Annotated in this window: 17 protein-coding genes; 7 read left to right on the top strand and 10 right to left on the bottom strand. The window is 70.6% G+C overall.

From position 1 onward, the window contains the following. The first annotated feature begins 84 nt into the window (after positions 1–84). Together U8525_RS07660 and U8525_RS07655 are read left to right on the top strand one after the other, a co-directional pair. A complete protein-coding gene (locus U8525_RS07660; RefSeq protein ID WP_374263150.1) occupies positions 85–906 on the top strand; it encodes a hypothetical protein in 822 nt (273 codons plus the stop codon). A 47-nt stretch (positions 907–953) separates the two neighbouring features. Continuing rightward, on the top strand, positions 954–1,667 hold the full coding sequence (locus tag U8525_RS07655) for an HAD family hydrolase (protein WP_374263147.1): 714 nt from the start codon (positions 954–956) through the stop codon (positions 1,665–1,667). A 69-nt stretch (positions 1,668–1,736) separates the two neighbouring features. Here U8525_RS07655 and U8525_RS07650 read toward each other — a convergent pair whose 3' ends face one another. Next, entirely contained in the window at positions 1,737–2,195 is a 459-nt protein-coding gene (locus U8525_RS07650; RefSeq protein ID WP_374263144.1) for a transcriptional regulator, read from the bottom strand. 203 nt (positions 2,196–2,398) lie between these two features. Here U8525_RS07650 and U8525_RS07645 point away from each other — a divergent pair, with 203 nt between their 5' ends. Beyond that, a complete protein-coding gene (locus U8525_RS07645; protein WP_374263141.1) occupies positions 2,399–3,412 on the top strand; it encodes a lipid kinase in 1,014 nt (337 codons plus the stop codon). 6 nt (positions 3,413–3,418) lie between these two features. On the opposite strand, the gene hrcA is transcribed toward U8525_RS07645, so the two are convergent. After that, on the bottom strand, positions 3,419–4,453 hold the full coding sequence (gene hrcA / locus U8525_RS07640; RefSeq protein WP_374263139.1) for a heat-inducible transcriptional repressor HrcA: 1,035 nt from the start codon (positions 4,451–4,453) through the stop codon (positions 3,419–3,421). A 418-nt stretch (positions 4,454–4,871) separates the two neighbouring features. Beyond that, on the bottom strand, positions 4,872–5,012 hold the full coding sequence (locus U8525_RS07635; protein ID WP_374263697.1) for a DUF4157 domain-containing protein: 141 nt from the start codon (positions 5,010–5,012) through the stop codon (positions 4,872–4,874). A gap of 331 nt (positions 5,013–5,343) precedes the next feature. Between U8525_RS07635 and U8525_RS07630 the strand changes: the two genes are divergently transcribed. Further along, positions 5,344–6,054: a hypothetical protein gene (locus tag U8525_RS07630; protein ID WP_374263136.1), complete on the top strand. Its 711-nt coding sequence runs from the start codon at positions 5,344–5,346 to the stop codon at positions 6,052–6,054. Then, positions 6,051–6,977 (top strand): type VI immunity family protein, encoded by a 927-nt coding sequence (locus tag U8525_RS07625; RefSeq protein WP_374263133.1) that lies wholly within the window; start codon positions 6,051–6,053, stop codon positions 6,975–6,977. Before U8525_RS07630 ends, U8525_RS07625 begins: the two co-directional genes overlap by 4 nt. A 57-nt stretch (positions 6,978–7,034) precedes the next feature. Here U8525_RS07625 and U8525_RS07620 read toward each other — a convergent pair whose 3' ends face one another. The 3 genes from U8525_RS07620 to U8525_RS07610 all read right to left on the bottom strand — a co-directional run bounded on the left by U8525_RS07620 (position 7,035) and on the right by U8525_RS07610 (position 17,131). Continuing rightward, entirely contained in the window at positions 7,035–9,008 is a 1,974-nt protein-coding gene (locus tag U8525_RS07620; protein WP_374263130.1) for a PAS domain S-box protein, read from the bottom strand. Between the two features lie 119 nt (positions 9,009–9,127). Further along, on the bottom strand, positions 9,128–16,009 hold the full coding sequence (locus U8525_RS07615) for a HAMP domain-containing protein (RefSeq protein WP_374263127.1): 6,882 nt from the start codon (positions 16,007–16,009) through the stop codon (positions 9,128–9,130). Positions 16,010–16,231: 222 nt separating this feature from the next. After that, positions 16,232–17,131: a hypothetical protein gene (locus U8525_RS07610; RefSeq protein ID WP_374263125.1), complete on the bottom strand. Its 900-nt coding sequence runs from the start codon at positions 17,129–17,131 to the stop codon at positions 16,232–16,234. A 283-nt stretch (positions 17,132–17,414) separates the two neighbouring features. Here U8525_RS07610 and U8525_RS07605 point away from each other — a divergent pair, with 283 nt between their 5' ends. Further along, the gene (locus U8525_RS07605) at positions 17,415–18,164 is read left to right on the top strand and encodes a hypothetical protein (RefSeq protein WP_374263123.1); all 750 of its coding nucleotides are present in this window, start codon (positions 17,415–17,417) and stop codon (positions 18,162–18,164) included. A 70-nt stretch (positions 18,165–18,234) separates the two neighbouring features. Here the strand turns inward: U8525_RS07605 and U8525_RS07600 are convergent, their stop codons facing one another. Then, positions 18,235–18,972: a MerR family transcriptional regulator gene (locus U8525_RS07600; protein ID WP_374263120.1), complete on the bottom strand. Its 738-nt coding sequence runs from the start codon at positions 18,970–18,972 to the stop codon at positions 18,235–18,237. 357 nt (positions 18,973–19,329) lie between these two features. On the opposite strand from U8525_RS07600, the gene rsgA reads away from it, so the two are divergent. Beyond that, entirely contained in the window at positions 19,330–20,421 is a 1,092-nt protein-coding gene (rsgA, locus tag U8525_RS07595; protein ID WP_374263118.1) for a ribosome small subunit-dependent GTPase A, read from the top strand. A 53-nt stretch (positions 20,422–20,474) separates the two neighbouring features. On the opposite strand, the gene U8525_RS07590 is transcribed toward rsgA, so the two are convergent. The 3 genes from U8525_RS07590 to U8525_RS07580 all read right to left on the bottom strand — a co-directional run bounded on the left by U8525_RS07590 (position 20,475) and on the right by U8525_RS07580 (position 22,277). Further along, complete coding sequence (locus U8525_RS07590; RefSeq protein WP_374263115.1) at positions 20,475–21,032, bottom strand: hypothetical protein; 558 nt, start codon at positions 21,030–21,032, stop codon at positions 20,475–20,477. Between the two features lie 142 nt (positions 21,033–21,174). Then, positions 21,175–21,405 (bottom strand): hypothetical protein, encoded by a 231-nt coding sequence (locus U8525_RS07585; protein WP_374263113.1) that lies wholly within the window; start codon positions 21,403–21,405, stop codon positions 21,175–21,177. A 29-nt stretch (positions 21,406–21,434) separates the two neighbouring features. Continuing rightward, entirely contained in the window at positions 21,435–22,277 is an 843-nt protein-coding gene (locus U8525_RS07580; RefSeq protein WP_374263110.1) for a 2-oxo acid dehydrogenase subunit E2, read from the bottom strand. Positions 22,278–22,291 lie beyond the last annotated feature (14 nt).

Raw genomic sequence — 22,291 nt, 5'->3', positions numbered from 1 at the left:
AAGCTGCCTCCTCACCGAGGCAGTCCGAAGGCCCCCTGGGAACAGCGGGGCCTTTTTCCATTTCCAGCCCCCGGACCTTCCGCCATGCGCGCCCTCCTCCTCGTGCCCCTCGTGTGCGTCCTCGCCTGCCGCTCGTCCTCGTCCGGAGGCGCGGACGACGCGGAGCTGATGGCCCAGGTGCGCGAGAGGCTGGCCGCGCGCGACGCGAAGCTCCAGGCCTACCAGTTGGAGGGCACCCAGGCGGAAGGGGACGCCGTGTCCGCGGGCTTCACCTTCGCGTACCGCGCGCCCCAGAAGATGCGCGGCACCGTGTCCGCGCCCCAGGCCCGGCAGGTGTGGTGGGACGGCAAGCACCTGTACGAGCAGGTGGAGGCGACCCGGCAGTTCACCACCTTCACGTCCCAGGTCTCCGCCCAGAAGCTGTCCGCGTTCCTCACCGAGATCTTCACCCCCTTCGTGCCGGAGGGCTTCCGCGCGCCGCTGCTGCTGCGCAGCGCGAAGGCGAAGCGCGTCACCGGCCTGCCCCAGGCCCGGGAGGCCGTGGAGCTGTCCATGGCGCTGGAGGGCGAGGCGGCCGGCGGCCTGGAGGTGACCTATGTGCTGCGCTGGCCCTCGCTGGACTTCCTGGCCAAGCGGACGCGCGCGCCGGACGGCACCCTGGGGGAGGTGCGGATGGAGGAGGAGCACTGCGACGCGGCCCTGGGCCTGTGCGTGCCGAAGAGGCTCACGCGCTGGCTGGGGGACGCGAAGCAGGGGGAGACGGCGCTGTCGAAGGTGGACCTGAAGACCTCGCTGCCCAACGACGCCTTCACCCCCGCCGCGCCGGACGGCTACAGCGTGCAGACGCGGACACTCGTGGACAGTGAAGCGCAGGAGAATGGACCGAAGTCTCCCTCCGGCGGTTGACCCGCCCACCGTCCGTCGCCACCTTGGGCGGCGGAGGTTTGCCGCGCATGGTCGAAAACGTCATCTTCGACGTGGATGGGACGCTGGTGGATTCCGTGGACGAGCACGCCGAGGCCTGGCGCCGGTCGTTCATCGAGTTCGGGCGGGACATTCCGTTCGCCCACGTGCGCAGCCAGATTGGCAAGGGCGCGGACCAGCTGCTCCCCGTCTTCTTCAACGACGAGGAGCTGGAGCGCTTCGGCAAGGACCTGGAGGAGTACCGCTCCGCGCTCTTCAAGCGCGAGTTCCTGCCCAAGGTGCGCGCCTTCCCGCGCGTGAAGGAGCTGTTCCAGCAGCTGCGCAAGCGCGGGCGCAAGCTGGCCCTGGCCTCCAGCGCCAGGGACGACGAGCTCAAGCGCTACGTGGAGCTGTGCGGCATCGACGGGCTGTTCGAGACGAAGACGAACAAGGACGAGGTCGACAAGAGCAAGCCGCACCCGGACATCTTCGAGGCGGCGCTCCAGAAGCTGGGCAGCCCGGACCCCGCCACGGTGGTGGTGGTGGGAGACGCGCCGTTCGACGCGCTCGCCGCGGGCAAGCTGCACCTAGCGGCCGTGGGCGTGCTGTGCGGCGGCTTCCGCGCGGAGGACCTGCGCACGGCCGGCTGCCGCACGCTGGCGAAGGACCCCGCGGAGCTGCTGCACCGCCTGGATGAGGACCCGGAGGCCTGGCCGTGGGACGCGGCGACACGGGGCACCGCCAAGGACGAGGAGTCGCGCTGAGGCCCGTGGAGGGGTGAAGGCGCCCCCGGCGGCCACAGCTCCGTGGCCACCGGCGGAGCCCTTCAGGGGCTACCTGCGCGACCCGCCCCGCTTCGCGCGCGAACGGGAGGTCGTGCTCTTGCGAGCGGTCCCGCGACGCGCCGGGGTGCTCCCGCGGGCCGTGGAGCGCTTGCCGGCGGTGCCGGTGCGCGCGGTGGCCTTGCGGCCGTGGGGGGTGCGCCGGGCCCGGGTGGGCGAGGCCTTCCGGCGGCTGGAGGTGCTGGCCCGCTTCGCGGTGGCGGCGCGACGCTTGCCGCCCACGCGCCCCGCCTTGCGCGCGTTCTTGCGGGCCGCGGGGCGCCGGCGGGCTACCTTCGCCTTGCTGCCGGAGCCGCCCTTCATCCCGCCGCCGGTGAGCTTGTTCACGGTGGCGTACGCGCGGGCGGCCGCGGTCTTCTCGCTGACGCCCTTGTCCTCGTAGCCCTTCTCGATGTGCTCGGCCATGCGCTTCTGTTTCGCCGAGTACTTGTCCTTGCTTCCTCGTGCCATGCAGTGCCCTCCTGGAGAACGTCCCGGCGCGGGTCCGAGGCACGGAGTCCGCGTCGCCTGGAAGGTGAACACGCCTCCCCAGGGAGGGAACCCGCCAGCGCCCTACCCCTGTCCACCCGTGGAACCTCTTCGCGCGCGGGGCTGGGGAATGGACAGTGCGCCTGCCCTTTCCGCCTGGGTCCCGCTGGTGCCGGAGGGGCTCCGTGCGCAGCTTGGAGCCGCCGCACGGAAAGCAGAGGCCTCCCCTGGAACCCGCACTCAACGCGCCTCCGCGCCTCCGCCACCTGGACGAGGGGCCCGCGGTCCTGGTGGTGAACACGCGCTCGCGCTCGGGGCGCGAGGCCTTCGAGCGCGCCCGCGAGGTGCTCACCGCCCACGGCGTCCCGCTCATGGCGGCGCACGCGCTGACGCGGCCCCGGCGCCTGCGCAGGGTGGTGGAGGAGGCGCTCGCCCAGGGGGCCCGCCGCGTCCTCGTGGGAGGAGGCGACGGCACCCTCAGCTGCGCGGCGCAGGCGCTCATGGGGCGCGACGTGACGCTGGGCGTGGTGCCGCTGGGCACCGGCAACGACTTCGCGCGCTCCCTGGGCATCCCGGACACGCTGGAGGCCGCGTGCGACGTCATCGCCGGGGGCTACACGGCGCGCGTGGACGTGGGGCTCGCCGACGGGCGGCCCTTCCTCAACGCCGCCAGCCTGGGGCTCACCACCGCCATCGCGAAGCGGCTGACGCAGGCGCTGAAGCAGCGCGCCGGCAAGCTGGCGTACCCCATGGCCGCCGCCGCGGAGGTGCGCACGCTCCAGCCCTTCCACGTCCGGCTCCAGGCGGATGACCAGGCCCTGGAGGTGGACGCGCTCCAACTGGTGGTGGGCAACGGCCGCTACCACGGCGCGGGCAACATGGTGGCGCCGGACGCGACGCTGGACGACCGCCGCTTCCACGTCTACGCCATCACCGCGTCCCCCGTGGCGGACGGCGGGGAGCGCACGGGGCTGGGCCACCTCCAGGACGTGGCCACGCTGGCGCGCGTGGCGCTGGGCATGCGCAGCGGCGGGCACCTGGAGCACGCGTCCGTCGTGCACCTGCACACCTCCAGGCTCGCGGTGGAGACGGCGCCGCCCATGGAGGTGAACGCGGACGGGGAGAACGTGGGCATGACGCCCATGCGCTTCCAGGTGGTTCCCGCGGCGCTGCGCGTCTACGCGCCCGCGCCGCGGTAGGGGCGGCTACACCTTCTCCAGCACGCTGGAGAGCACCTGGGCGGTGAAGTTCACCAGGGGGATCACGCGCCGGTAGTCCATGCGCGTGGGCCCGATGACGCCCACGGTGCCGAGCACCGCCTCCGCCGTGCCGTAGGGGCTGGCGATGACGGTGACGTCGCCGGCGGCGGAGAACTCGCTCTCCGCGCCGATGAAGACGTGCATCTCCCGGGTGCGCTGCACGCGGTCCAGGAGGTGCAGCAGCTTGTGCTTCTCATCCAGGGCGCGGAAGAGCGCGCGGATGCGCTCCACGTCCGCGAACTCCGGCTGCTCCAGGAAGGAGCCGGTGCCTTCGATGAGCACGCGCTCGGGCGCCTGGAGGTCGGTGGCGGCGGCGCCCAGCCGGAGGGCCTTGGCGGTGAGCGCGTTGTAGAGGGCCTGCTCCTGGTCCATCTCCGCGCGGATGCGCTCGCGCGCCTCCTCCAGGGGCACCTGGTGCAGCAGCTCCGAGAGGTAGTTGCTGGCCTTGACGAGCTCGTCGGACGTCACCGGGAAGTCCAGGTTGAACGCCTTGTTGTGCACCTGGCCGTTCTGGCCCACGAGGATGGCGAGCACGCGGTTCTCGCGCAGGCGCAGGAACTCGATGCGCTGGAACACGGCGGCGTCGGGGCGGGGCGTGAGGACGACGCCCGCGTGGCGCGTGAGCGAGTGCAGCACGCGGCTGGCCTCCGACAGCACGTCGTCCAGGCTGGACTCGTGGACGAGGCCGGCGTGGATGAGCTCGCGGTCGCGGGGGGCGGGGTCGCGCAGCTTCACCAGGGTGTCCACGTAGAAGCGGTAGCCCCGGTCGGTGGGCACGCGGCCGGCGGAGGTGTGGGGCTTCTCCAGGAAGCCCAGGGCCTCCAGGTCGGCGAGCACGTTGCGCATGGTCGCGGAGGAGACCTCGAACTCGCCTCTGCGAGTCAGCTGCTGGCTGCCGACCGGGCCGCCGGTGGTGATGTACTCCTGCACCACGGCTCGGAGGACTTCCTTCTCGCGCTCACCCAGGTCGTCGTCGGGCATTCCCGCTCACGCTCCAGAGGCCGTTGGCCCGACCTCCGGGTCTCCGTGCCTCCTGTAGAATTCTAAAAGGGGCGCCCGGGGCATTCAATTGGGAGGGCCGTTCAGGAGAGCAGGCAGGCGGGGCGTTGGTGCACCTGCCCGCGGGGCGGGTACGGCAAAGCGCACATCGCCCTGGAGGGAGGTGGGGGTTAGAAGGCCGCCGCCGTGACGACCGCGACCGCGTCCCCCGAAGCCGCCGAGCCCGCGCCCCACCGGGGCCTCCTGCTGTTCAGCCTTTTCTCGCTCTACGTCATCTGGGGGTCGACGTACCTGGCGATGCGGTTCGCGCTGGAGGGCCTCCCGCCGTTCCGGATGGCGGGGCTGCGCTTCCTGCTGGCGGGCGGGCTGCTGTTCGCCGGTTTGCGGTTGCGGGGGCAGATCACACCAGCTCATGCGCGAGGATCCGGGTCCCGCGAGTCAAATCGAGCTCCAGCGCTCCCGGGGCGAAGAGGATCTGCGCTCCCCAGCACAGGGCCTTGGCCCCCAGCCTCGCGACCAGGGGATGCTCGTGAAGGCGCACAGTGCGCAGGTCGGATCCGAAGGCGCGCTCGAACCGGACACGCAACCGACCTGGGAGCGCCTGGCCCCGAGCGCAGGCCTGCGCCAGGAGCGATGGGGAGAGCCAACGATGCCGAGCATCCAATGTCCGTGCTCCCAATGTATCGGTGCGTATCCCGTGAAGGGTCTATTACACCAGGGCCTCCCAGCTCACGCGAGCCGCTGACGACATCGCCAGAGGAGGCAATAGAGTCCGGCGCGTGCGTCCCGCGATGAACCTCTGGGTGGTCTGCGTCCTGCTGACAGCGTGTGCCGGCGGTTCACGGCATTCCCGGCATGGGGAGTTGGGCTTCGTGGATACGGAGACCGCCGCGAAGGTGCGGCACGCGGCCTACGTGGCGGAGCAGGCCGCAGCGTCCGCAACCCGGGCCGCTGCGTCTCCCCTGCTCCGAGCCATTCCGGCAGCCATGCTCGCGGCGATGCAGCAGGACCATGACGCGGATGAACTGGAGAAGCAGCTCGCTGGATGTGCAGTCCAGGCGGAGCAGTCGGGCAATGCGCGCTACTTCCGCGACAGACCTCCGACACGCCAGGAGTGCGCCGAGGTGGTGGGGCAGGACCACTGCGGCAAGCCTGTCACCCGGGCCATGCAACTCGGCAAGCAGAAGCACGTGCTCGCCCTCCAGTGCGCCGAGAAGGTGCTGAAGGAGCTGTGGCCCGCGCCCTTCAGCATCGAGCAGCGCTACCGCTACTACCCGAACGCCCGCTTCCTGGAGACCATCAGCCGGGCGAAGGAATCTCAGCTCATCGCCGACGGCTGCACCGAGGAACTCCGGGGGACCATCAAGCCGGACCTCGTCCTGCACGGAGACCGTGACCTGCTCAAGTCCGCGCTCACCCTGGACTTCAAGTTCCCGTGTCCGGACACAAATGAGCCAACCTGGACGAGGTATGGCACGGGCACCTTCGCCGGCATGTCCCAGCGGACCGTCTACGAGGAAGCGCTGGGAGGGAAGGCCTTGCTCATTTCGCCCCGAACAGGAGTCAAAGAGGTGAAGCCATGACAAGGGAGTACCCTGTCATCCGCCTGTGGTCGAAAGGTTCGCCTCCGATTCCTGCCGCCCGCGATGGCATCGGCCTCAGCTTCTTCATCCATCGCGACCACAAGGAGATCGCGCCTGCGGTGTGGCGTGCCCTGCAAACCTATCTCCGCGCCATTCCTCCGGGCTCGCTGGGCTGGTACGGCACGGATGACGGTGACATCCTGGAGCTGGATGACAAGGGTTGGGAGATCGCTCGCCAGCAAATACTCGAGCGTCCCTGGGGCACCAGTGGGAATGCGGACCTCTCCGAAAGCCCGGGCGGAGGAGAGATCTCCAGCGGATACATTTTTGAGTACGAAGGCCATCCACTCGACACGCCGTTCGGCACGGCTCCCGTCAACGCGGTGTCATTCACCTTTCCCACGGACTACCTCCAGGGAAACGGTGCGGCTCACCTGCGCACCTTGGCACTGGAGCTCACTCGGGAGCTGCCCTTCAACTTCGGATACGCCAGCTTCGCCATCATCTCATCTCATGGAATGTGGAGCGCGGCGAAGTGGTCCATCGTCGAGGCACTCCTCGCTCGCTATCCAGGCTTGGATCTCCATCAAGGCACCGGCTTCAGGTCCATATTGGGAAACCGCGCCCTGAGCCCCGCGTGGCTCACGTTCCTGGGCCAGCCCCTGCTGGGACAACTGGGCGGCATCGAAGCACTCCAGAACGCCCTCCCCTTCCCGGAGGTCTCCCTGCTCCCCATGGACGGTGACCGCGTGCTCGTCGCCCTCGACGATTGGCCAGACCCCATCGACACGCAGGCGAAGGCCATTCCCCCCCAGTACCGCGCGCTGGCCCGCCTGATGGAGCCCTTCCTCTTCCAATACGAAGGCGAAGGGCTCCCTCTCTACAAACAAGACACGAACCAGTGGGTCCGCCGGTTCCTCTAGCCCCGCTGGCCCGGGCGGCAGCTCCAGCACCCCAGGGGTCGCCCGCGCCGCGGCCGCTCAGCTCGGCGTGCGCAGGGACTCCGTCGGCGTCGCCGCCTGGGCCTCCGTGCGCCGGGGCAGCCAGACGTTGAAGGTGGAGCCCTGGCCCGCCTTCCCCGAGGACTCCGCCCAGATGCGCCCGCCGTGCTGCTCCACGATGCCCTGGCTGATGGTGAGCCCCAGCCCCAGGCCGCCGTACTTGCTGCCGTGCGCGCGGCCGAAGCGCTCGAAGATGAGGCGCTGCTTCTCGCTGGGGATGCCCACGCCCTCGTCCTTCACGGACAGGTGCACGCCGGTGTCGCCCTCCGCCACCAGGCGCACCAGCACCTGGCCACCCTCCGGCGAGTAGCGGATGGCGTTGGACAGCAGGTTCGTCAGCACCTGATCCAGCCGCCCCCGGTCCCACGTCCCCTCCAGGTGCTCGGGGACCTCCACCTTCAGCTCGTGCGTCTGCGACAGCACCGCCATGCGGTCCCGCGTCTCCAGCACCAGCTGCGACAAATCAAACGGCTCCAGCTCCAATGACAGCCGCCCCGCCTGCAGCCGGCTGATGTCCAGCAGGTCCTCCACCAGCTTCGCCATGCGGTCGATCTGCCGGTTGATGATCTGCAGCGACTTGCCCGGGCCCGCCTCCGTCTGCCCCCCCAGCTTGAGCAGCGCCAGGTGCGCGTGGCCCTTCGCCGCGGCCAGCGGCGTGCGCAGCTCGTGGCTCGCGGCGGCGAGGAACGCGTCCTTCGCCTCGCTCGCCAGCCGCAGCGCCGTCTCCGCGCGCTGGCGCTCGGTGATGTCGCGCGCCACGGAGATGAAGCGGCCGGGGCCCTCGCCTTCCGCCACGTACTGGAGCACCACCTCCACCGGCACCTCCGTGCCGTCGCGGCGGCGGTGGTTGGTGGAGTACGTCTGCGACGGCAGCGTGCCGGACATCAGCGGCGCCAGCAGCTTGCGGAAGCCCGTCTCGTCGAAGGCGCTCTCCACCTCCAGCACCGACAGGCCCACCAGCTCCTCCACCGAGGAGGCCAGCTGCTTGGCCGCGCCCGCGTTCGCGTACGCCAGCGTGAGCGTGTCCGGGGTGAACATCAGGACGCAGTCCAGCGTCGCGTCCAGCGTCGTCTTGAAGCGCCCCAGCGCCTCCTCCGCGCGCCGCTTGTCGTCGATGTCCGTGGCGATGGCCAGCCACCCCACCAGCTGCCCGTGCTCGTCGTGCTCGGGCACCGCGCGCGCCAGGTGCCAGCGGTAGACGCCGTCCTTGCGCCGCAGCCGGAACTCCTGCGTGTTGTGCTGCATCCGCACCAGCGCGTCGCTCCACACCGCGCGCATCCGCTCGCGGTCCGCCGGGTGCACGTCCTGGAGGAAGGAGGAGAGCGACAGCTCGAACCCCTCCTGGTGGCCGGTGAAGTCCCGCCAGGCCCGGTTGGCGTACGTCAGCGCCCCGTCCGCACGCGCCGCCCACATGGGCTCCGGCAGGGACTCGGTGAGCCGGCGGTAGCGCAGCGCGCTCTGGCGCTCCAGGGCCTCGCGGTCGCGCTGGCGCAGGAGGGCCGCCTGGCGCTGGAGCTGCTGTTCCTTGAGGAACAGGTCCACGAAGACGCTGACCTTGGAGCGGAGGATTTCCGGGTCGAAGGGCTTGAGCAGGTAGTCCACCGCCCCGTGCGCATAGCCCTTGAAGACGTGCGCCGCGTCCCGGCTGAGGGCGGTGAGGAAGATGATGGGGATGGTGCGCGTGCGCTCGCGCTGCTTGATGAGCGCCGCCGTCTGGAAGCCATCCAGGCCCGGCATCTGCACATCCATCAGGATGACCGCGAAGTCGCGCTGCAGCAGCTTCTTGAGCGCCTCTTCACCGCTGGTCGCCTTCACCAGGTCCTGACCGAGCGGCTCGAGGATGGCTTCCAGCGCCAGCAGGTTGGCCGGATGGTCGTCCACCATCAGGATGGCCGCGCGAGGGCTCGCCGCGGCTTCCTGGGGACGCTCCGGAGTGTGCTCGGTGGAGTTCATGTGCGCGATGGGGGAGCGCGTAGGTCAGGTGGCCCGATACACGGCGAACAAGGCTAGGGCTGCCCCCTTCCAGACGGAAGTGGCAAGGGGGCAGAAGGATGGATCGCGCTCGTTGAGTTTCAAGCACTCACCCACAGCCGAACGAGCTCCAGCAGCTTGTCAGTATCCACCGGCTTGGGCAGGTAGTCACTCGCGCCGGCCGCCATGCACTTCTCGCGGTCGTCCTTCAGCGCCTTCGCCGTGACGGCGATGATGGGGAGGCTGGCGTACTTGGGGTCCTTGCGGATGGCACGCATGGTTTCATAGCCGTCCATCTCCGGCATCATCACGTCCATCAACACGACGTCCACGTCGGGGTTCTGGCCGAGCATCTCGATGGCCGCCCGCCCGTTCTCCGCGAAGATGACCTGCATGCTGTGATTTTCCAGCACGCTGGTGAGCGCGAAGATGTTGCGCATGTCGTCATCCACCAGGAGCACCTTCTTGCCCGCCAGCGGCGCGTCCTGGTCACTGCGCTGCGCCAGGGCCGCGCGCGCCCGCGCCGGGAGGTTCTCATCCAGGCGGTGCAGGAAGAGCGCGGTGTCGCTGAGCAGCTGGTCCGGGCTCTTCGCGCCGCTCTTCAGGATGACACTGCCGGTGTAACGCCGCAGGCGGGACTCGTCCTTGGGCGTCAACTCACGGCCGGTGTAGACGACGATGGGCAGGTCGCGGAAGCGCTGCTGGGTCTTCACCTCCTCCACCAGCTTGATGCCGTCCATGTCAGGCAACAGGAGGTCGATGACGAGGCAGTCGTACTCGTTCTCCTCCAGCTTCTGGAGGGCCTCCTGGCCGGACGCCACCGCGGTGACGACGACGTCGCCGCCGTCGCTGAGCAGCTGGGTGAGGCTGCTGCGCTGCACGTCGTCGTCCTCGATGACGAGCAGGCGGCGCTCGCGGCGCTCCAGGAAGCGCGACAGCTGGCCGAAGACGCGCTCCAGTCCCTCCTTGCTCACGGGCTTGGTGAGGTAGCCGAACGCGCCCTGGGTGTTGCCCAGGTGCTTGTCCATCACGCTGATGATGTGGACGGGGATGTGGCGCGTGCGCGGGTTGCGCTTGAGGCGGTCCAGTACGCTCCAGCCGTCCACCACGGGCAGCTGGATGTCCAGGGTGATGGCGTCCGGCTGGTACTCGTGCGCCATGGCCAGGCCGCTGTCACCGCGCGTGGCGACCAGGGCCTTGAAGCCCTTCTCTCGCGCCATCTGCACCATGATGCGGGCGAACTTCACGTCGTCCTCGATGATGAGCAAGGTGCGGTCACCCTCGCGGATGGACTCGCGGTCGTCCTCCACCACGACGGGCGTGTGCGCCCCCTCCACCTGGGGAGGCAGCGCGGCGTCCAGCACGTGGGCCTGGGACTGTGGCTCCGACGCCGGGGTCGGCGGCGGCGGCGCGACCGGCGGCGGCGTGAGGGTGCCGGAGGCGGACGAAGCGACGAGCGTCTCCGGCAGGGTCGCCACCGTGCGGCCGGGGGTGTCCCCGCCCTGCGACACGTCCTCGTCCGCGCCCTGGTACTCCGGCGGCAGGTAGAGGGTGAAGGTGCTGCCCTTGCCCGGCTCGCTCTCCAGGCGGATCTCGCCGCCCAGCAGCTTGGCGATCTCGCGGCTGATGGACAGGCCCAGGCCCGTGCCGCCGTACTTGCGGGCGGTGGAGCCGTCCGCCTGCTGGAAGGCCTCGAAGATGATGCGCTGCTTGTCCTTGGCGATGCCGATGCCGGTGTCCTTCACCGCGAAGGCCAGCACCTGGCGCGAGCGGCGCAGCGCCTCGTGGTCGAAGCGGAGGCCCTTGTCCGCCAGGCGCACGGTGAGCTTCACGCCGCCCTCGTCGGTGAACTTGAAGGCGTTGGAGAGCAGGTTCTTGAGCACCTGCTGCAGCCGCTGCGGATCCGTGCGCACGTGGCGCGGCGTGCCCGCGAGCACCTCCACCTGGAAGGTGAGGCCCTTCTCGTCCGCCACCGGGCGGAAGCTGCGCTCGATGAACTGGTTGAGCTCCGTGAGGACGATGTCCCGGGGCTCCACCTGCATCTTGCCCGCCTCCACCTTGGACAGGTCGAGGATTTCATTGATGAGGCTGAGCAGGTCCCCGCCGGACGCGTAGATGGTGTTGGCGTACTCCACCTGCTTGGCGGAGAGGTTCCCGTCCTTGTTGTCCGACAGGAGCTTCGCGAGGATGAGCAGCGAGTTGAGCGGCGTGCGCAGCTCGTGGCTCATGTTGGCCAGGAACTCGCTCTTGTACTTGGAGATGATGGTGAGCTGCTCCGCCTTCTCCTCCAGGCTGACGCGCGCCAGCTCCACCTCGCGGTTCTTCTCCTCCACGCGGGTGTTCTGGTCCGCCAGCTCCCTCGCCTTGTCCTCCAGCTCGATGTTGGTGCGCTTGAGCTCGTCCTGCTGCTGGGTGAGCTCGCGCGACTGGCTCTGGAGCTCATGCGTCAGGCGCTGCGACTCGGCGAGCAGCGTCTCCGTGCGCATGTTCGCCATGATCATGTTGAGCACCACGCCGATGCTCTCCATCAGCTGATCCAGGAAGATCTGATGGATGGCGCTGAACGGGTGGAACGAGGCCAGCTCGATGACGGCCTTCACCTCGCCCTCGAAGAGGACCGGCAGGACGATGATGTTGAGCGGCGCGGCCTCCCCCAGCCCGGAGGAGATGGTGATGTAGTCCGACGGCACGCGCGTCAGCAGGATGGTCTTCTTCTCCAGCGCGCACTGGCCGACCAGGCCCTCGCCCAGGCGGAAGCGGTTCGCCAGGTGCTTGCGCTCGCGGTACGCGTAGGTGCTGGTGAGCTTGAGGGACGGCACGCCGCCCTCGGGGTCGGAGAGGAAGAAGGCGCCGTGGTGCGCGGACACCAGCGGGGTCAGCTCGCTCATGATGAGGCGGCTGACGGCGTCCAGGGACTTCTGGCCCTGCATCATGCCGCTGAACTTCGCCAGGTTCGTCTTGAGCCAGTCCTGCTCCTGGTTCTTCTGCGTCGTCTCACGCAGGTTGACGATCATCTGGTTGATGTTGTCCTTCAGCGCCGCGACCTCGCCTTCGGCGACGACCGTGATGCTGCGGGTCAGGTCGCCCTTGGTCACGGCGGTGGCCACGTCGGAGATGGCGCGCAGCTGGCTGGTGAGCGTACCGGCCAGCTGGTTCACGTTGTCCGTCAGCTGCCGCCACGTGCCGCGCGCGCCGGGCACGCGGGCCTGGCCGCCCAGCTTCCCTTCGATCCCCACCTCGCGAGCCACCGTGGAGACCTGCTCCGCGAAGGTGCCCAGCGTGTCGGTCATGTTGTTGATGGTGTCCGCGAGCGCCGCCACCTCGCCCTTCGCGTCCACGATGAGCTTCTGGGTCAGGTCGCCGTTGGCCACCGCCGTCACCACGCGCACGATGCCGCGCACCTGCGTGGTGAGGTTGGAGGCCATGAAGTTCACGTTGTCCGTGAGGTCCTTCCACGTGCCGGCCACACCGGGCACGCGGGCCTGGCCGCCCAGCTTCCCTTCCACGCCCACCTCGCGGGCCACCGAGGAGACCTGCTCCGCGAAGATGCCCAGCGTGTCGGTCATGTTGTTGATGGTCTCCGCGAGCGCGGCGACCTCGCCCTTCGCGTCCACCACCAGCTTCTGCTTGAGGTCGCCGTTGGCGACCGCGGTCACCACCTTGACGATGCCGCGCACCTGCGTGGTGAGGTTGCGGGCCATGAAGTTCACGTTGTCCGTGAGGTCCTTCCACGTGCCGGACACGCCCTTCACCTCCGCCTGACCGCCCAGCTTCCCTTCCGCGCCCACCTCGCGCGCCACGCGGGTCACCTCCGAGGCGAAGCTGTTGAGCTGGTCCACCATCGTGTTGATGGTGTTCTTCAGCTCCAGGATCTCGCCCTTCGCGTCCACGGTGATCTTCTTGGACAGGTCGCCGTTCGCGACCGCCGTGGTCACCAGGGCGATGTTGCGCACCTGGCTGGTGAGGTTGGAGGCCATGCTGTTCACGTTGTCCGTGAGATCCTTCCACGTGCCGGCGACCCCCGGCACCGCGGCCTGACCGCCCAGCTTGCCGTCCGTGCCCACCTCCTTCGCGACGCGCGTCACCTCCGAGGCGAAGGCGCGGAGCTGGTCCACCATCGTGTTGATGGTGCTCTTGAGCTCCAGGATCTCACCCTTCGCCTCCACGGAGATCTTCTGGGACAGGTCGCCGTAGGCCACCGCCGTGGTCACCTTGGCGATGTTGCGCACCTGGTCCGTGAGGTTCGCGGCGAGGACGTTCACGTTGTCCGTGAGGTCCTTCCACACGCCCGCGACGCCGGGCACCGCGGCCTGGCCGCCCAGCTTGCCCTCCGTACCCACTTCCTTGCCCACGCGCGTGACTTCCGAGGCGAAGGCGCGCAGCTGGTCCACCATCGTGTTGATGGTGTTCTTCAGCTCCAGCACCTCGCCCTTCACGCTCACGGTGATCTTCTGGGACAGGTCGCCGTTGGCCACCGCGGTGGTCACCTTGGCGATGTTGCGCACCTGGTCCGTCAGGTTGCCGGCGAGGACGTTCACGTTGTCCGTGAGGTCCTTCCACACGCCGGACACGCCCTTCACGTCCGCCTGACCGCCCAGCTTGCCCTCGGTGCCCACCTCCTTCGCGACGCGGGTCACCTCCGCGGCGAACGCGCGGAGCTGGTCCACCATCGTGTTGATGGTGCTCTTGAGCTCCAGCACCTCGCCCTTCGCGTCCACGGTGATCTTCTTGGACAGGTCACCGTTGGCGACGGCGGTGGAGACCTCCGCGATGTTGCGCACCTGGCTGGTGAGGTTGGACGCCATCAGGTTCACGTTGTTCGTGAGGTCCTTCCAGGTGCCCGCGACGCCCGGCACCTCGGCCTGGGCGCCCAGCTTGCCCTCCACGCCCACCGTGCGCGCCACGTCCGTCACCTGCTGCGCGAAGACGGACAGCGTCTGGGTCATCGCGTTGATGGTGTCCGCGAGCGCGGCGATCTCCCCCTTGGCCTCCATCACCAGCTTCTGGGACAGGTCACCGTCGGCCACCGCCGTCACCACCTTGACGATGCCGCGCACCTGCGTGGTGAGGTTGAAGGCCATGCTGTTCACGTTGTCCGTGAGGTCCTTCCACACGCCGGACACGCCCTTCACGTCCGCCTGACCGCCCAGCTTGCCGTCGGTGCCCACCTCCTTCGCGACGCGCGTCACCTCGGCGGCGAACGCGCGGAGCTGGTCCACCATCGTGTTGATGGTGCTCTTGAGCTCCAGCACCTCGCCCTTCGCGTCCACGGTGATCTTCCGGGACAGGTCGCCCTTCGCGACCGCCGTGGTGACCTCCGCGATGTTTCGCACCTGGTCGGTGAGGTTGTTGGCCAGGAGGTTCACGTTGTTCGTGAGGTCCTTCCAGGTGCCCGCGACGCCCGGCACCACCGCCTGGGAGCCCAGCTTGCCCTCCACGCCCACCGTGCGCGCCACGTCCGTCACCTGCTGCGCGAAGATGGAGAGCGTCTGGGTCATCGCGTTGATGGTGTCCGCGAGCTCCGCGACCTCGCCCTTGGCCTCCATCTTCAGGCGCTGGGTGAGGTCGCCGTTGGCGACCGCGGTCACCACCTTGGCGATGCCGCGCACCTGCGTGGTGAGGTTGGAGGCCATGAAGTTCACGTTGTCCGTGAGGTCCTTCCACGTGCCGGACACGCCCTTCACCTCCGCCTGACCGCCCAGCTTGCCGTGCGTGCCCACCTCGCGCGCCACGCGGGTCACCTCCGAGGCGAAGCTGTTGAGCTGGTCCACCATCGTGTTGATGGTGTTCTTCAGCTCCAGGATCTCTCCGCGCGCGTCCACGGTGATCTTCTTGGACAGGTCACCGGTGGCCACCGCCGTCGTCACCAGGGCGATGTTGCGCACCTGGGTGGTGAGGTTGGAGGCCATGCTGTTCACGTTGTCCGTGAGGTCCTTCCACGTGCCGCCGACCCCCGGCACCGCGGCCTGGCCGCCCAGCTTGCCGTCCGTGCCCACCTCCTTCGCGACGCGCGTCACCTCGGCGGCGAACGCGCGGAGCTGGTCCACCATCGTGTTGATGGTGCTCTTGAGCTCCAGCACCTCGCCCTTCACGTCCACGGTGATCTTGCGGGACAGGTCGCCGTTGGCGACGGCGGTGGAGACCTCCGCGATGTTGCGCACCTGCGCGGTGAGGTTGCCGGCGAGGACGTTCACGTTGTCCGTGAGGTCCTTCCACACGCCGGACACGCCCTTCACGTCCGCCTGACCGCCCAGCTTGCCCTCGGTGCCCACCTCCTTCGCGACGCGCGTCACTTCGGCGGCGAAGCTGTTGAGCTGATCCACCATCGCGTTCACGGTGGTGCCGATGCGGAGGAACTCGCCCTTCACGGGCTGGCCGTCGATCTCCAGCGCCATCTTCTGGGTGAGGTCGCCTTCGGCCACCGCCACCAGCACGCGGGCGACCTCCGTAGTGGGCTGCACCAGGTCGCCGATGAGGGCGTTGATGGACTGGACGCTGGTGGCCCAGTCGCCCTTCACGTCGCCCAGGGTGACGCGCTCGCCCATGCGGCCCTCGCGGCCGACGACGCGCTCCACGCGGACGATCTCGTGGGTGAGCGTGGAGTTGAGCGTCACCACCGCGTTGAACGCGCGGGCGATCTCATCCATCACCACGTCCTGCGCGCCCGACGGCAGCCGCACGGAGAAGTCACCGGCCTGCACGGCCCGGAGCGCCGCCAGCAGCTGTTGGAGCGGAGGCGAGCCCCCGGGGCGCAGACCATCCCCCGCGGCCGGGCGGCCGTTGCCGTCGCGGCCGCGCGAGGCGGCGCGGCGAGCGGGCTCCGCTCGGGCCGCCTCCGCGCTGCTCAGCAGGCTGTCCGCGGCGTTGCCCTGGGACCGGGCGCCAGGAAGGCCGGTGTCCTGACCCGCCGAGGCCCCGGCTGTCTTTCGGCCATTGGCGCGCTTGCGGGGAGCGGAGGAGCTGGAAACCTTGGTGTCGTCCACGAGTGAAACCCCTGATCGGCGGAAGCGTTGCGACCGGTGCTACAAAACCGGCCCGCGATCCCAGGAACGTCCAATGAGTTCGCGGGTTTGTCGAATGTAAAGCCGGGGTCGAAAGGTCGCCTGTGTCAGGCACTCAACGTCGAGCCTGGACAGGGGTCCCACCATCCCCGAAAGCCCCGGGTTGGAGACATGGGTCCGGGGCGAAACCTCCCCATAACAGCTTCAGGGCGGTGAGGCGGTGCACGGGAAGCCATCACAGCCCTGCACATACAGCGCCCGCCCCGAGAGCCTTCGAGCAGGCGTGCGCGTGCGGGTGGGCATCTCTTCGCGTGCGCCGGTGCGGACATCGAAGCGGAGCGCGGCGGGTCCTGGAGCGTCCTGGGGAGCAGGCCCTCCACAGGCGAGCAGGACCTGATCCGCGGCGTCGAGCCACCACAGGAACTCCACGGCGCACGGGGCCTCCGCCCGCACCAGCTCCAGGGTGCGCGCGTCGTAGACGAGGACGCCGCCGCCCCACTCCACCGCCGCCAGCGCGCCACCGGGGCCGATGGACAGGCGGCCGCCGGGGCCCGGCACCTGCGCCTGACCGAGCACCTTGCCGTCCGGCGCCACGGAGATGAGCTGGCCCGTGGCATCCAGCGCGATGACACCGCCCGCGTGGCCGAGCAGCCACTCCGGCGGAGCGATGTCGCCCACCGGCTGGAGCGCGCCGCGCCGCTCGCGCAGCAGGTGGCCTCCGGCGGCGGCCCACAGGCGGCGCTCACCATCGAAGGTGAGGGCGGTGGTGCCGGGGATCTCCAGCCGCGAGTGCGAGCCATCCGTGCCGCAGACCGCGACGACGTGCGGCGCGAACACCGCCGCGCGCGACGCATCTGGCGCCACGGCCCAGCCCAGCCGCGTGGCTCCCCCCAGCTGCCGCGCCAGACAGTCATTGAGCGCGCCCAGGTGCGCGTCTCCGGCGGGGGAGGCGATGAGATACGGGAGGCTGGTGGTGGCGACGTAGAGCAGCAGGCCCAGGCCCGAGGCGATGACGAGCGTGAGCGGCCATGCACGGGCGCTCATGTTTCGCGCGACGCGCGCGCTCTTGCGGCCCGTCAGCAGGTGCCCTTCCCGTCCGCTCACGCACGCTCCTTTCCGGGCCGGAGGACAGCACAGAAACGAGGCGAAGACTTACCGTCGAGCCCCGAAAGCCCGCCTGCCGGACACCCTGGAGCCGGCCCACGCCCTGCAATCCGTGGAGAGCATGCCTTTCTCAGCGCGTCTCCGTCGGCGGATACCGCTGGGTCACGGCCTCCGTGACCTGACCGGAGCGGCCAGGCTGCCATGTGCCGGCTGCTTCCCATGGGTTGCCCTGTCCGGTGAAGCACACACCTTTACGCCTCAAGCGACGGAAAGGGTTCCTCACATGCGACGCTCTATCGGCACCGCGGCATTGGCTTTCAGCTTCCTGCTCTCCACCAGCGCGCTCGCCCAGCAGGCAGGCGACGGCTCGAGCCCCGGGACGACTCCCGGCTCCTCGGGCGCTTCGCCGGAGATGATCAACAACGGCCAGACTGGCAGCGCCGGCTCCTCGGGCACGGTCACTCCGGGCACCACCAACTCCACGGGCGTGCAGACGGGCAACACCGGCACGGGGGGCGCTGGCACTGGCGTGAACCCGACTCCGGGCACGACCGGCACCGGCACCACCGGCGGCGGCACTTCCGGCACCGGTGGCACCGGGACCAGCGGCATCGGCACGGGCACCGGCACCACCGGCTCCAGCACCGACACCTACGGCACCGGGAGCACCGCCCCGTCGACAGGCACGGGCTCGTACACGTCGCCCTCGACGGGCACCAGCACCGGCACCTACGGCGGCTCCGGCACCAGCACGGGCACCATCGGCGGTGACACCTCCACCAGCACCGGCACCTACGGGGGCACGGGCACTGGCTCCACCAGCACCACCGCGCCGGGGACCGAGGGCTCCGGCTCCACCGTCATCACCCCGGGCGGCACGGGCTCGGGCGGCACTGGGACCAGCGGCGCGACCGGCACGGGCGGCGTGGGCGGCTCCGGCACCAGCGGCTCCGGCGGCACCATCGGCGGCGTGGGCGGCACCGGCACCGGCGGCACCAACGGCGGGTCGACCGGCACCGTGGGCGGCCAGTAGGCCCCTCGCGGTGGGATGTGACGGCGACGGCCGCCAGCCCTCTCGCTGGCGGCCGCCGCCATGTCTGGCTTTACTTCGGCGCGTCCAGACAGGCCATGGCCCGGCCCACGTACTCCATGAGCTGCGGGTCTCGGCCCTGGCGCTGGGCCAGCCGCGGCTCCTGCTGATGCATCGTCTGGAGCGACTTCTCGATGCCGGGGTTGCCTCCCGTGAAGGCGTGGATGAGCTCGCGCCAGCGCGTGGCCAGGGCGCGCACCGGCTCGGAGGCGGGGTCGGCGCCCTGCGCCATCTGCTCGCGCATGCTCGCGATGAGGCGGGGCCACTCGGCCTCCACCTGCTTGATGGCGTCGTCACCCAGCTCCTGGCGACGGGCCTCCAGCTCCTTCAGCTGCTCCGGGGTGTAGTACTTCTCGAACATGGTCATGGCCTCGATGGTCTGTAGGAAGTCGTCGGCGGAGACCGGCTCCGCCGCGCGCAGCTGCCGTGCGAGGGAATCCAGGCGGTCGCAGAGCTGGCGCTGCTCCGCCAGCTGCTCCCGGGCCCGCTGGAGCCGCAGCTCCACCACGCGCAGGGCGGAGAAGTCCGCCCGGCCCAGCGTCTCGGCGATCTCCTCCAGCGAGAACCCGAGCTGCTTGAGCGACAGGATGTGACTCAGGCGGGCGATGTCCGCCGCCGTGTAGAGCCGGTGCCCCGACGCCGTGCGCGCCGAGGGCTTGAGCAAGCCAATCGCGTCGTAGTGGTGCAGCGCGCGGATGGACAGCCCCGTGCGCCGGGCCAGCTCCCCTACCTTCAGCTCCGTGCGCTGCATGCCTCACCCCTTTCCAGCCACGGCCTTCGCGTGACTGGATGGGATGGGTACAACCTCACGTCGCGTGAGGTTCAAGGGGGAAACACACCAGGGTGGCCAGCGGCCGACAGGAGTTGCTAGGGTCCGCCGCACGGAGCGGCGATGCCCGCCGGAGTGTCCGCGCCCCCTTGAGGAGGCCTGTCCAGATGACCCCGCCCCTTGTCGTCGTCGCGGCCCTGTCCGCCACGCGGGCGCCCATCCGCTGAGCCGGTCGCAGCACCGTCGTCCGCCGCAGCGCGAGCCCCGCTTCCTTCACGCCCGGCGCCCCGGAGCCCGCTCCCGCGCGTCCGTGGCATCGCGCTGCCCGGAGTTCCTCAAGTGTCACTCGAAACCCTCGGCTGGGGTCCCGACCTCGACCTCGCGCTGGCCTCTCTCACCTCCCCGTCGTCTTCCTCCCTCGTCCCCGGGCGCGTCGTGCGCCAGCAGCGGGGACTGCTCACCGTGCAGACCGCGGGCCCGGCCTTCCTCGCTCGCGCGGCCGGACGCCTCCTCCATCAGGCCCAGGGCGCGGAGGCCCTGCCCGCCGTGGGCGACTGGGTCCTCCTGCAACCGCCCGCGTCCGGTGACGGCGAGGCGCTGATGCACGCCGTGCTGCCCCGCCGCAGCCTGCTCAAGCGGCGCGAGGCGGGCAGCGAGCACGACGGCCAGCTCATCGCCGCCAACGTGGACGTGGTGTTCCTCGTCATGGGCCTGGACGGCGACTTCAACCCCCGCCGCATCGAGCGCGCCCTCACCGTCGCCTGGAACAGCGGCGCCACGCCCGTCGTGCTCCTGAGCAAGGCGGACCTCGCGGGCGACGCCACCGCGCGCGTCCTGGAGGTGGCGGCCCTCGCCCCCGGCGTGGACGTGCTCGCGGTGAGCGCGAGGACGGGCCTGGGCGTGGAGGACGTGCGCGCGCGGCTCCCTCCCGGCAGGACGGGCGTGCTGGTGGGCTCGTCCGGCGTGGGGAAGTCCACGCTCACCAACCGGCTGCTGGACGCCGCGAGGCTCGTCACCCAGCCCGTGCGGCCGGAGGACGACAAGGGCCGGCACACCACCACGCACCGCGAGCTGTTCGTGCTGGAGCAGGGCGGCCTCATCATCGACGGGCCCGGCATGCGCGAGCTGGGCCTGTGGGGCGACGATGACGAGGGCCTGGCCCACGCCTTCGCGGACGTCCTCGCGCTGGCCAGCGGCTGCCGCTTCAACGACTGCGGCCACCAGGGCGAGCCGGGCTGCGCGGTGGGGGCGGCGGTGGAGGACGGCACCCTCCCCGAGGAGCGGCGCGCGAGCTTCGAGAAGCTCCAGCGCGAGCAGGCCTTCCAGCACCGTCAGGCGGACGCCACCGCGCAGCGTGAGCACAAGCGGCTCCAGCGCAACCAGGCCAACGCGGGCTGGGCGCGCACGCGCTCGAAGCGGCGCGGCGAATAGACAGACACGCGGGGCGCGGCACGGCCACCTCCCGTGCCGCGTCCGGCCCTACCTCAGAGCCCGGGGCTCGACTCCGGCACCGCGCCGGGCGGCGGCAGCGGCGGCGGGGTCGGGGTCCCGGGCACCGGGACCTCGCCCTCCTCCGGCGCGTTCGCCTCGCCGGGGACGGGGACCGGCGTCTCCGGGCCCGACAGCTCCTGACGCGGGCTGAAGTTCGGGGACTCCGACGCGCAGGCGTAGGCCACGGTGCGCGAGCCCACCAGCACCGAGGGCAGCAGCATGCCCACCGCGGCGCAGTTGCCGCGCTCCTCGTCCGTCCGGTTGCCGCCCGCGCACACCGCGCCGCCCACCAGCGCGCCCGCCACCGCCAGGCCCGCCTGGATGAGGAAGTCCCCGGGCGTCACCCGGCTCTGCGCCCACGCGACGCCGTGCTTGCACTCGCTGCCAGGGGGACTGGACACGGGCACCAGGCCCGCCACCGTGAACCACTGCCGGTCCTGGTGGACCTGGGGCTCCGGCCGCAGGTTCGTGACGATGCTCGTCCGATAGCAGCCCGTCTGCCCCAGCATCAGCGCCGCCAGCGACGCCGCCACCGCGTGTGCCTTCCGCATCAGTACCCCCAGTCCCGGTGAGTGACCACCGGCACCGGCGGTCAGGTCCCCGTGCCTAGCCCGAAGGCGGGGGTCACCGGAAGAGGGAGCGGGCCCTGGCGGCGCCGGGCACGCCCGGGTCCTGCGCGCGAAGGGCCGGCGCTCAGTCCGCCTCGCCGTCCGGGTTGGACGCGGCCAGCTTGCGCAGCTTCGCGGCGAAGGGGCTCTCGCCGTTCACCGGCAGCGGTCCGCCGGCCATGCGCTGGCGGCGATCCATGGCCAGGGGACCTTCAGGGGGACCTTCCAGGGCCTCCTTCTCGAAGCGGTCCTGACCGCTCAACACCCGCCCGACGGGGCGGGACGAGCCGACGCGACGATAGGGATCCACGGACATGGCGCTGACCTCCGGATGACGGCCCCGTTCTATCGCGCTTCGGCCCCAGGTGCATCCCACCCCCGGGGATCCTCCAGCGCGCCGCCGATGTGCCGGAGCACCCGCGCGACCAGGTCCACGTCGAGGAGGCGCGCGTCCCAGGTGCAGGTGAGCGTCATCGCCTTGCCGGGCACCAGCGCGCCGGCCTCCACCACGGGCACGTCCCGCACGCGCCCGGGCGCCAGCAGCAGCGGCACGCGCGTGTAGGGCACCATGGCGACGAAGCCCTGCTCCAGCCCCAGCGAGCCCAGGTTCGTCACCGCCACGGAGCCGAACGGATCGAACGGCATGCCCACCCCGCGCAGGTCCACGTTCAGGCCGTACCAGACGAAGGACAGGAGCCGCAGCGCGGGGCCCATCAACCAGCCGGGCAGCAGCGACGAGCGGCGCTTGCCCCGCTCGATCTCCACGTCCTCGCGCGCGCGGACCCGCGACACCCGCGCCTCCAGGGCGTCCGCCAACGCCTCCAATGACTTCTCATCCGCGCGGTGCACGGTGGCGGTGGTCAGGTCCACGCGCGCCGCGCCGCCCGCCGGCTGCACCACCAGCACGCAGACGCCCACGTCCTCGCGCAGCCACGGGCGCTGGCCCCGGAGCACGACGTTGGCCTCCGGATGGCGGCGCAGCGCGTCCGCCGCGGCCTTGGCCACCAGGTGCGTCACCGTCAGCCGGCGGCCCGTGCGCGCGCGGTGCGAGGCCATGAACGCGAGCGCCGGCTCCATGCGGACCTCCAGCGACGCGTAGGCGCTGGGGTCGCGGGGCGCGCGCCACGTCCCCAGCGCGAGCTTGCGCAGGGCACTGGCCGGGGTCGCGGGGTGGAGCTCCAGGTTCACGGGAAGGTCCCCCA

Source organism: Corallococcus sp. RDP092CA (assembly GCF_041903675.1).
Taxonomy (GTDB): Bacteria; Myxococcota; Myxococcia; order Myxococcales; family Myxococcaceae; genus Corallococcus.
Note: the sequence above shows the minus strand (reverse complement) of the source record. Positions and strands in the feature narration are given on the sequence as shown.

What these genes read in the sequence shown, in the direction of transcription:
- U8525_RS07605 (WP_374263123.1), top strand. Translation starts at nt 17,415, where the DNA reads ATGCGACGCTCTATCGGCACCGCGGCATTGGCTTTCAGCTTCCTGCTC.
- U8525_RS07660 (WP_374263150.1), top strand. Translation starts at nt 85, where the DNA reads ATGCGCGCCCTCCTCCTCGTGCCCCTCGTGTGCGTCCTCGCCTGCCGC.
- U8525_RS07585 (WP_374263113.1), bottom strand. Translation starts at nt 21,405, where the DNA reads ATGTCCGTGGATCCCTATCGTCGCGTCGGCTCGTCCCGCCCCGTCGGG.
- U8525_RS07625 (WP_374263133.1), top strand. Translation starts at nt 6,051, where the DNA reads ATGACAAGGGAGTACCCTGTCATCCGCCTGTGGTCGAAAGGTTCGCCT.
- U8525_RS07600 (WP_374263120.1), bottom strand. Translation starts at nt 18,972, where the DNA reads ATGCAGCGCACGGAGCTGAAGGTAGGGGAGCTGGCCCGGCGCACGGGG.
- U8525_RS07650 (WP_374263144.1), bottom strand. Translation starts at nt 2,195, where the DNA reads ATGGCACGAGGAAGCAAGGACAAGTACTCGGCGAAACAGAAGCGCATG.
- U8525_RS07620 (WP_374263130.1), bottom strand. Translation starts at nt 9,008, where the DNA reads ATGAACTCCACCGAGCACACTCCGGAGCGTCCCCAGGAAGCCGCGGCG.
- U8525_RS07655 (WP_374263147.1), top strand. Translation starts at nt 954, where the DNA reads ATGGTCGAAAACGTCATCTTCGACGTGGATGGGACGCTGGTGGATTCC.
- hrcA (WP_374263139.1), bottom strand. Translation starts at nt 4,453, where the DNA reads ATGCCCGACGACGACCTGGGTGAGCGCGAGAAGGAAGTCCTCCGAGCC.
- U8525_RS07590 (WP_374263115.1), bottom strand. Translation starts at nt 21,032, where the DNA reads ATGCGGAAGGCACACGCGGTGGCGGCGTCGCTGGCGGCGCTGATGCTG.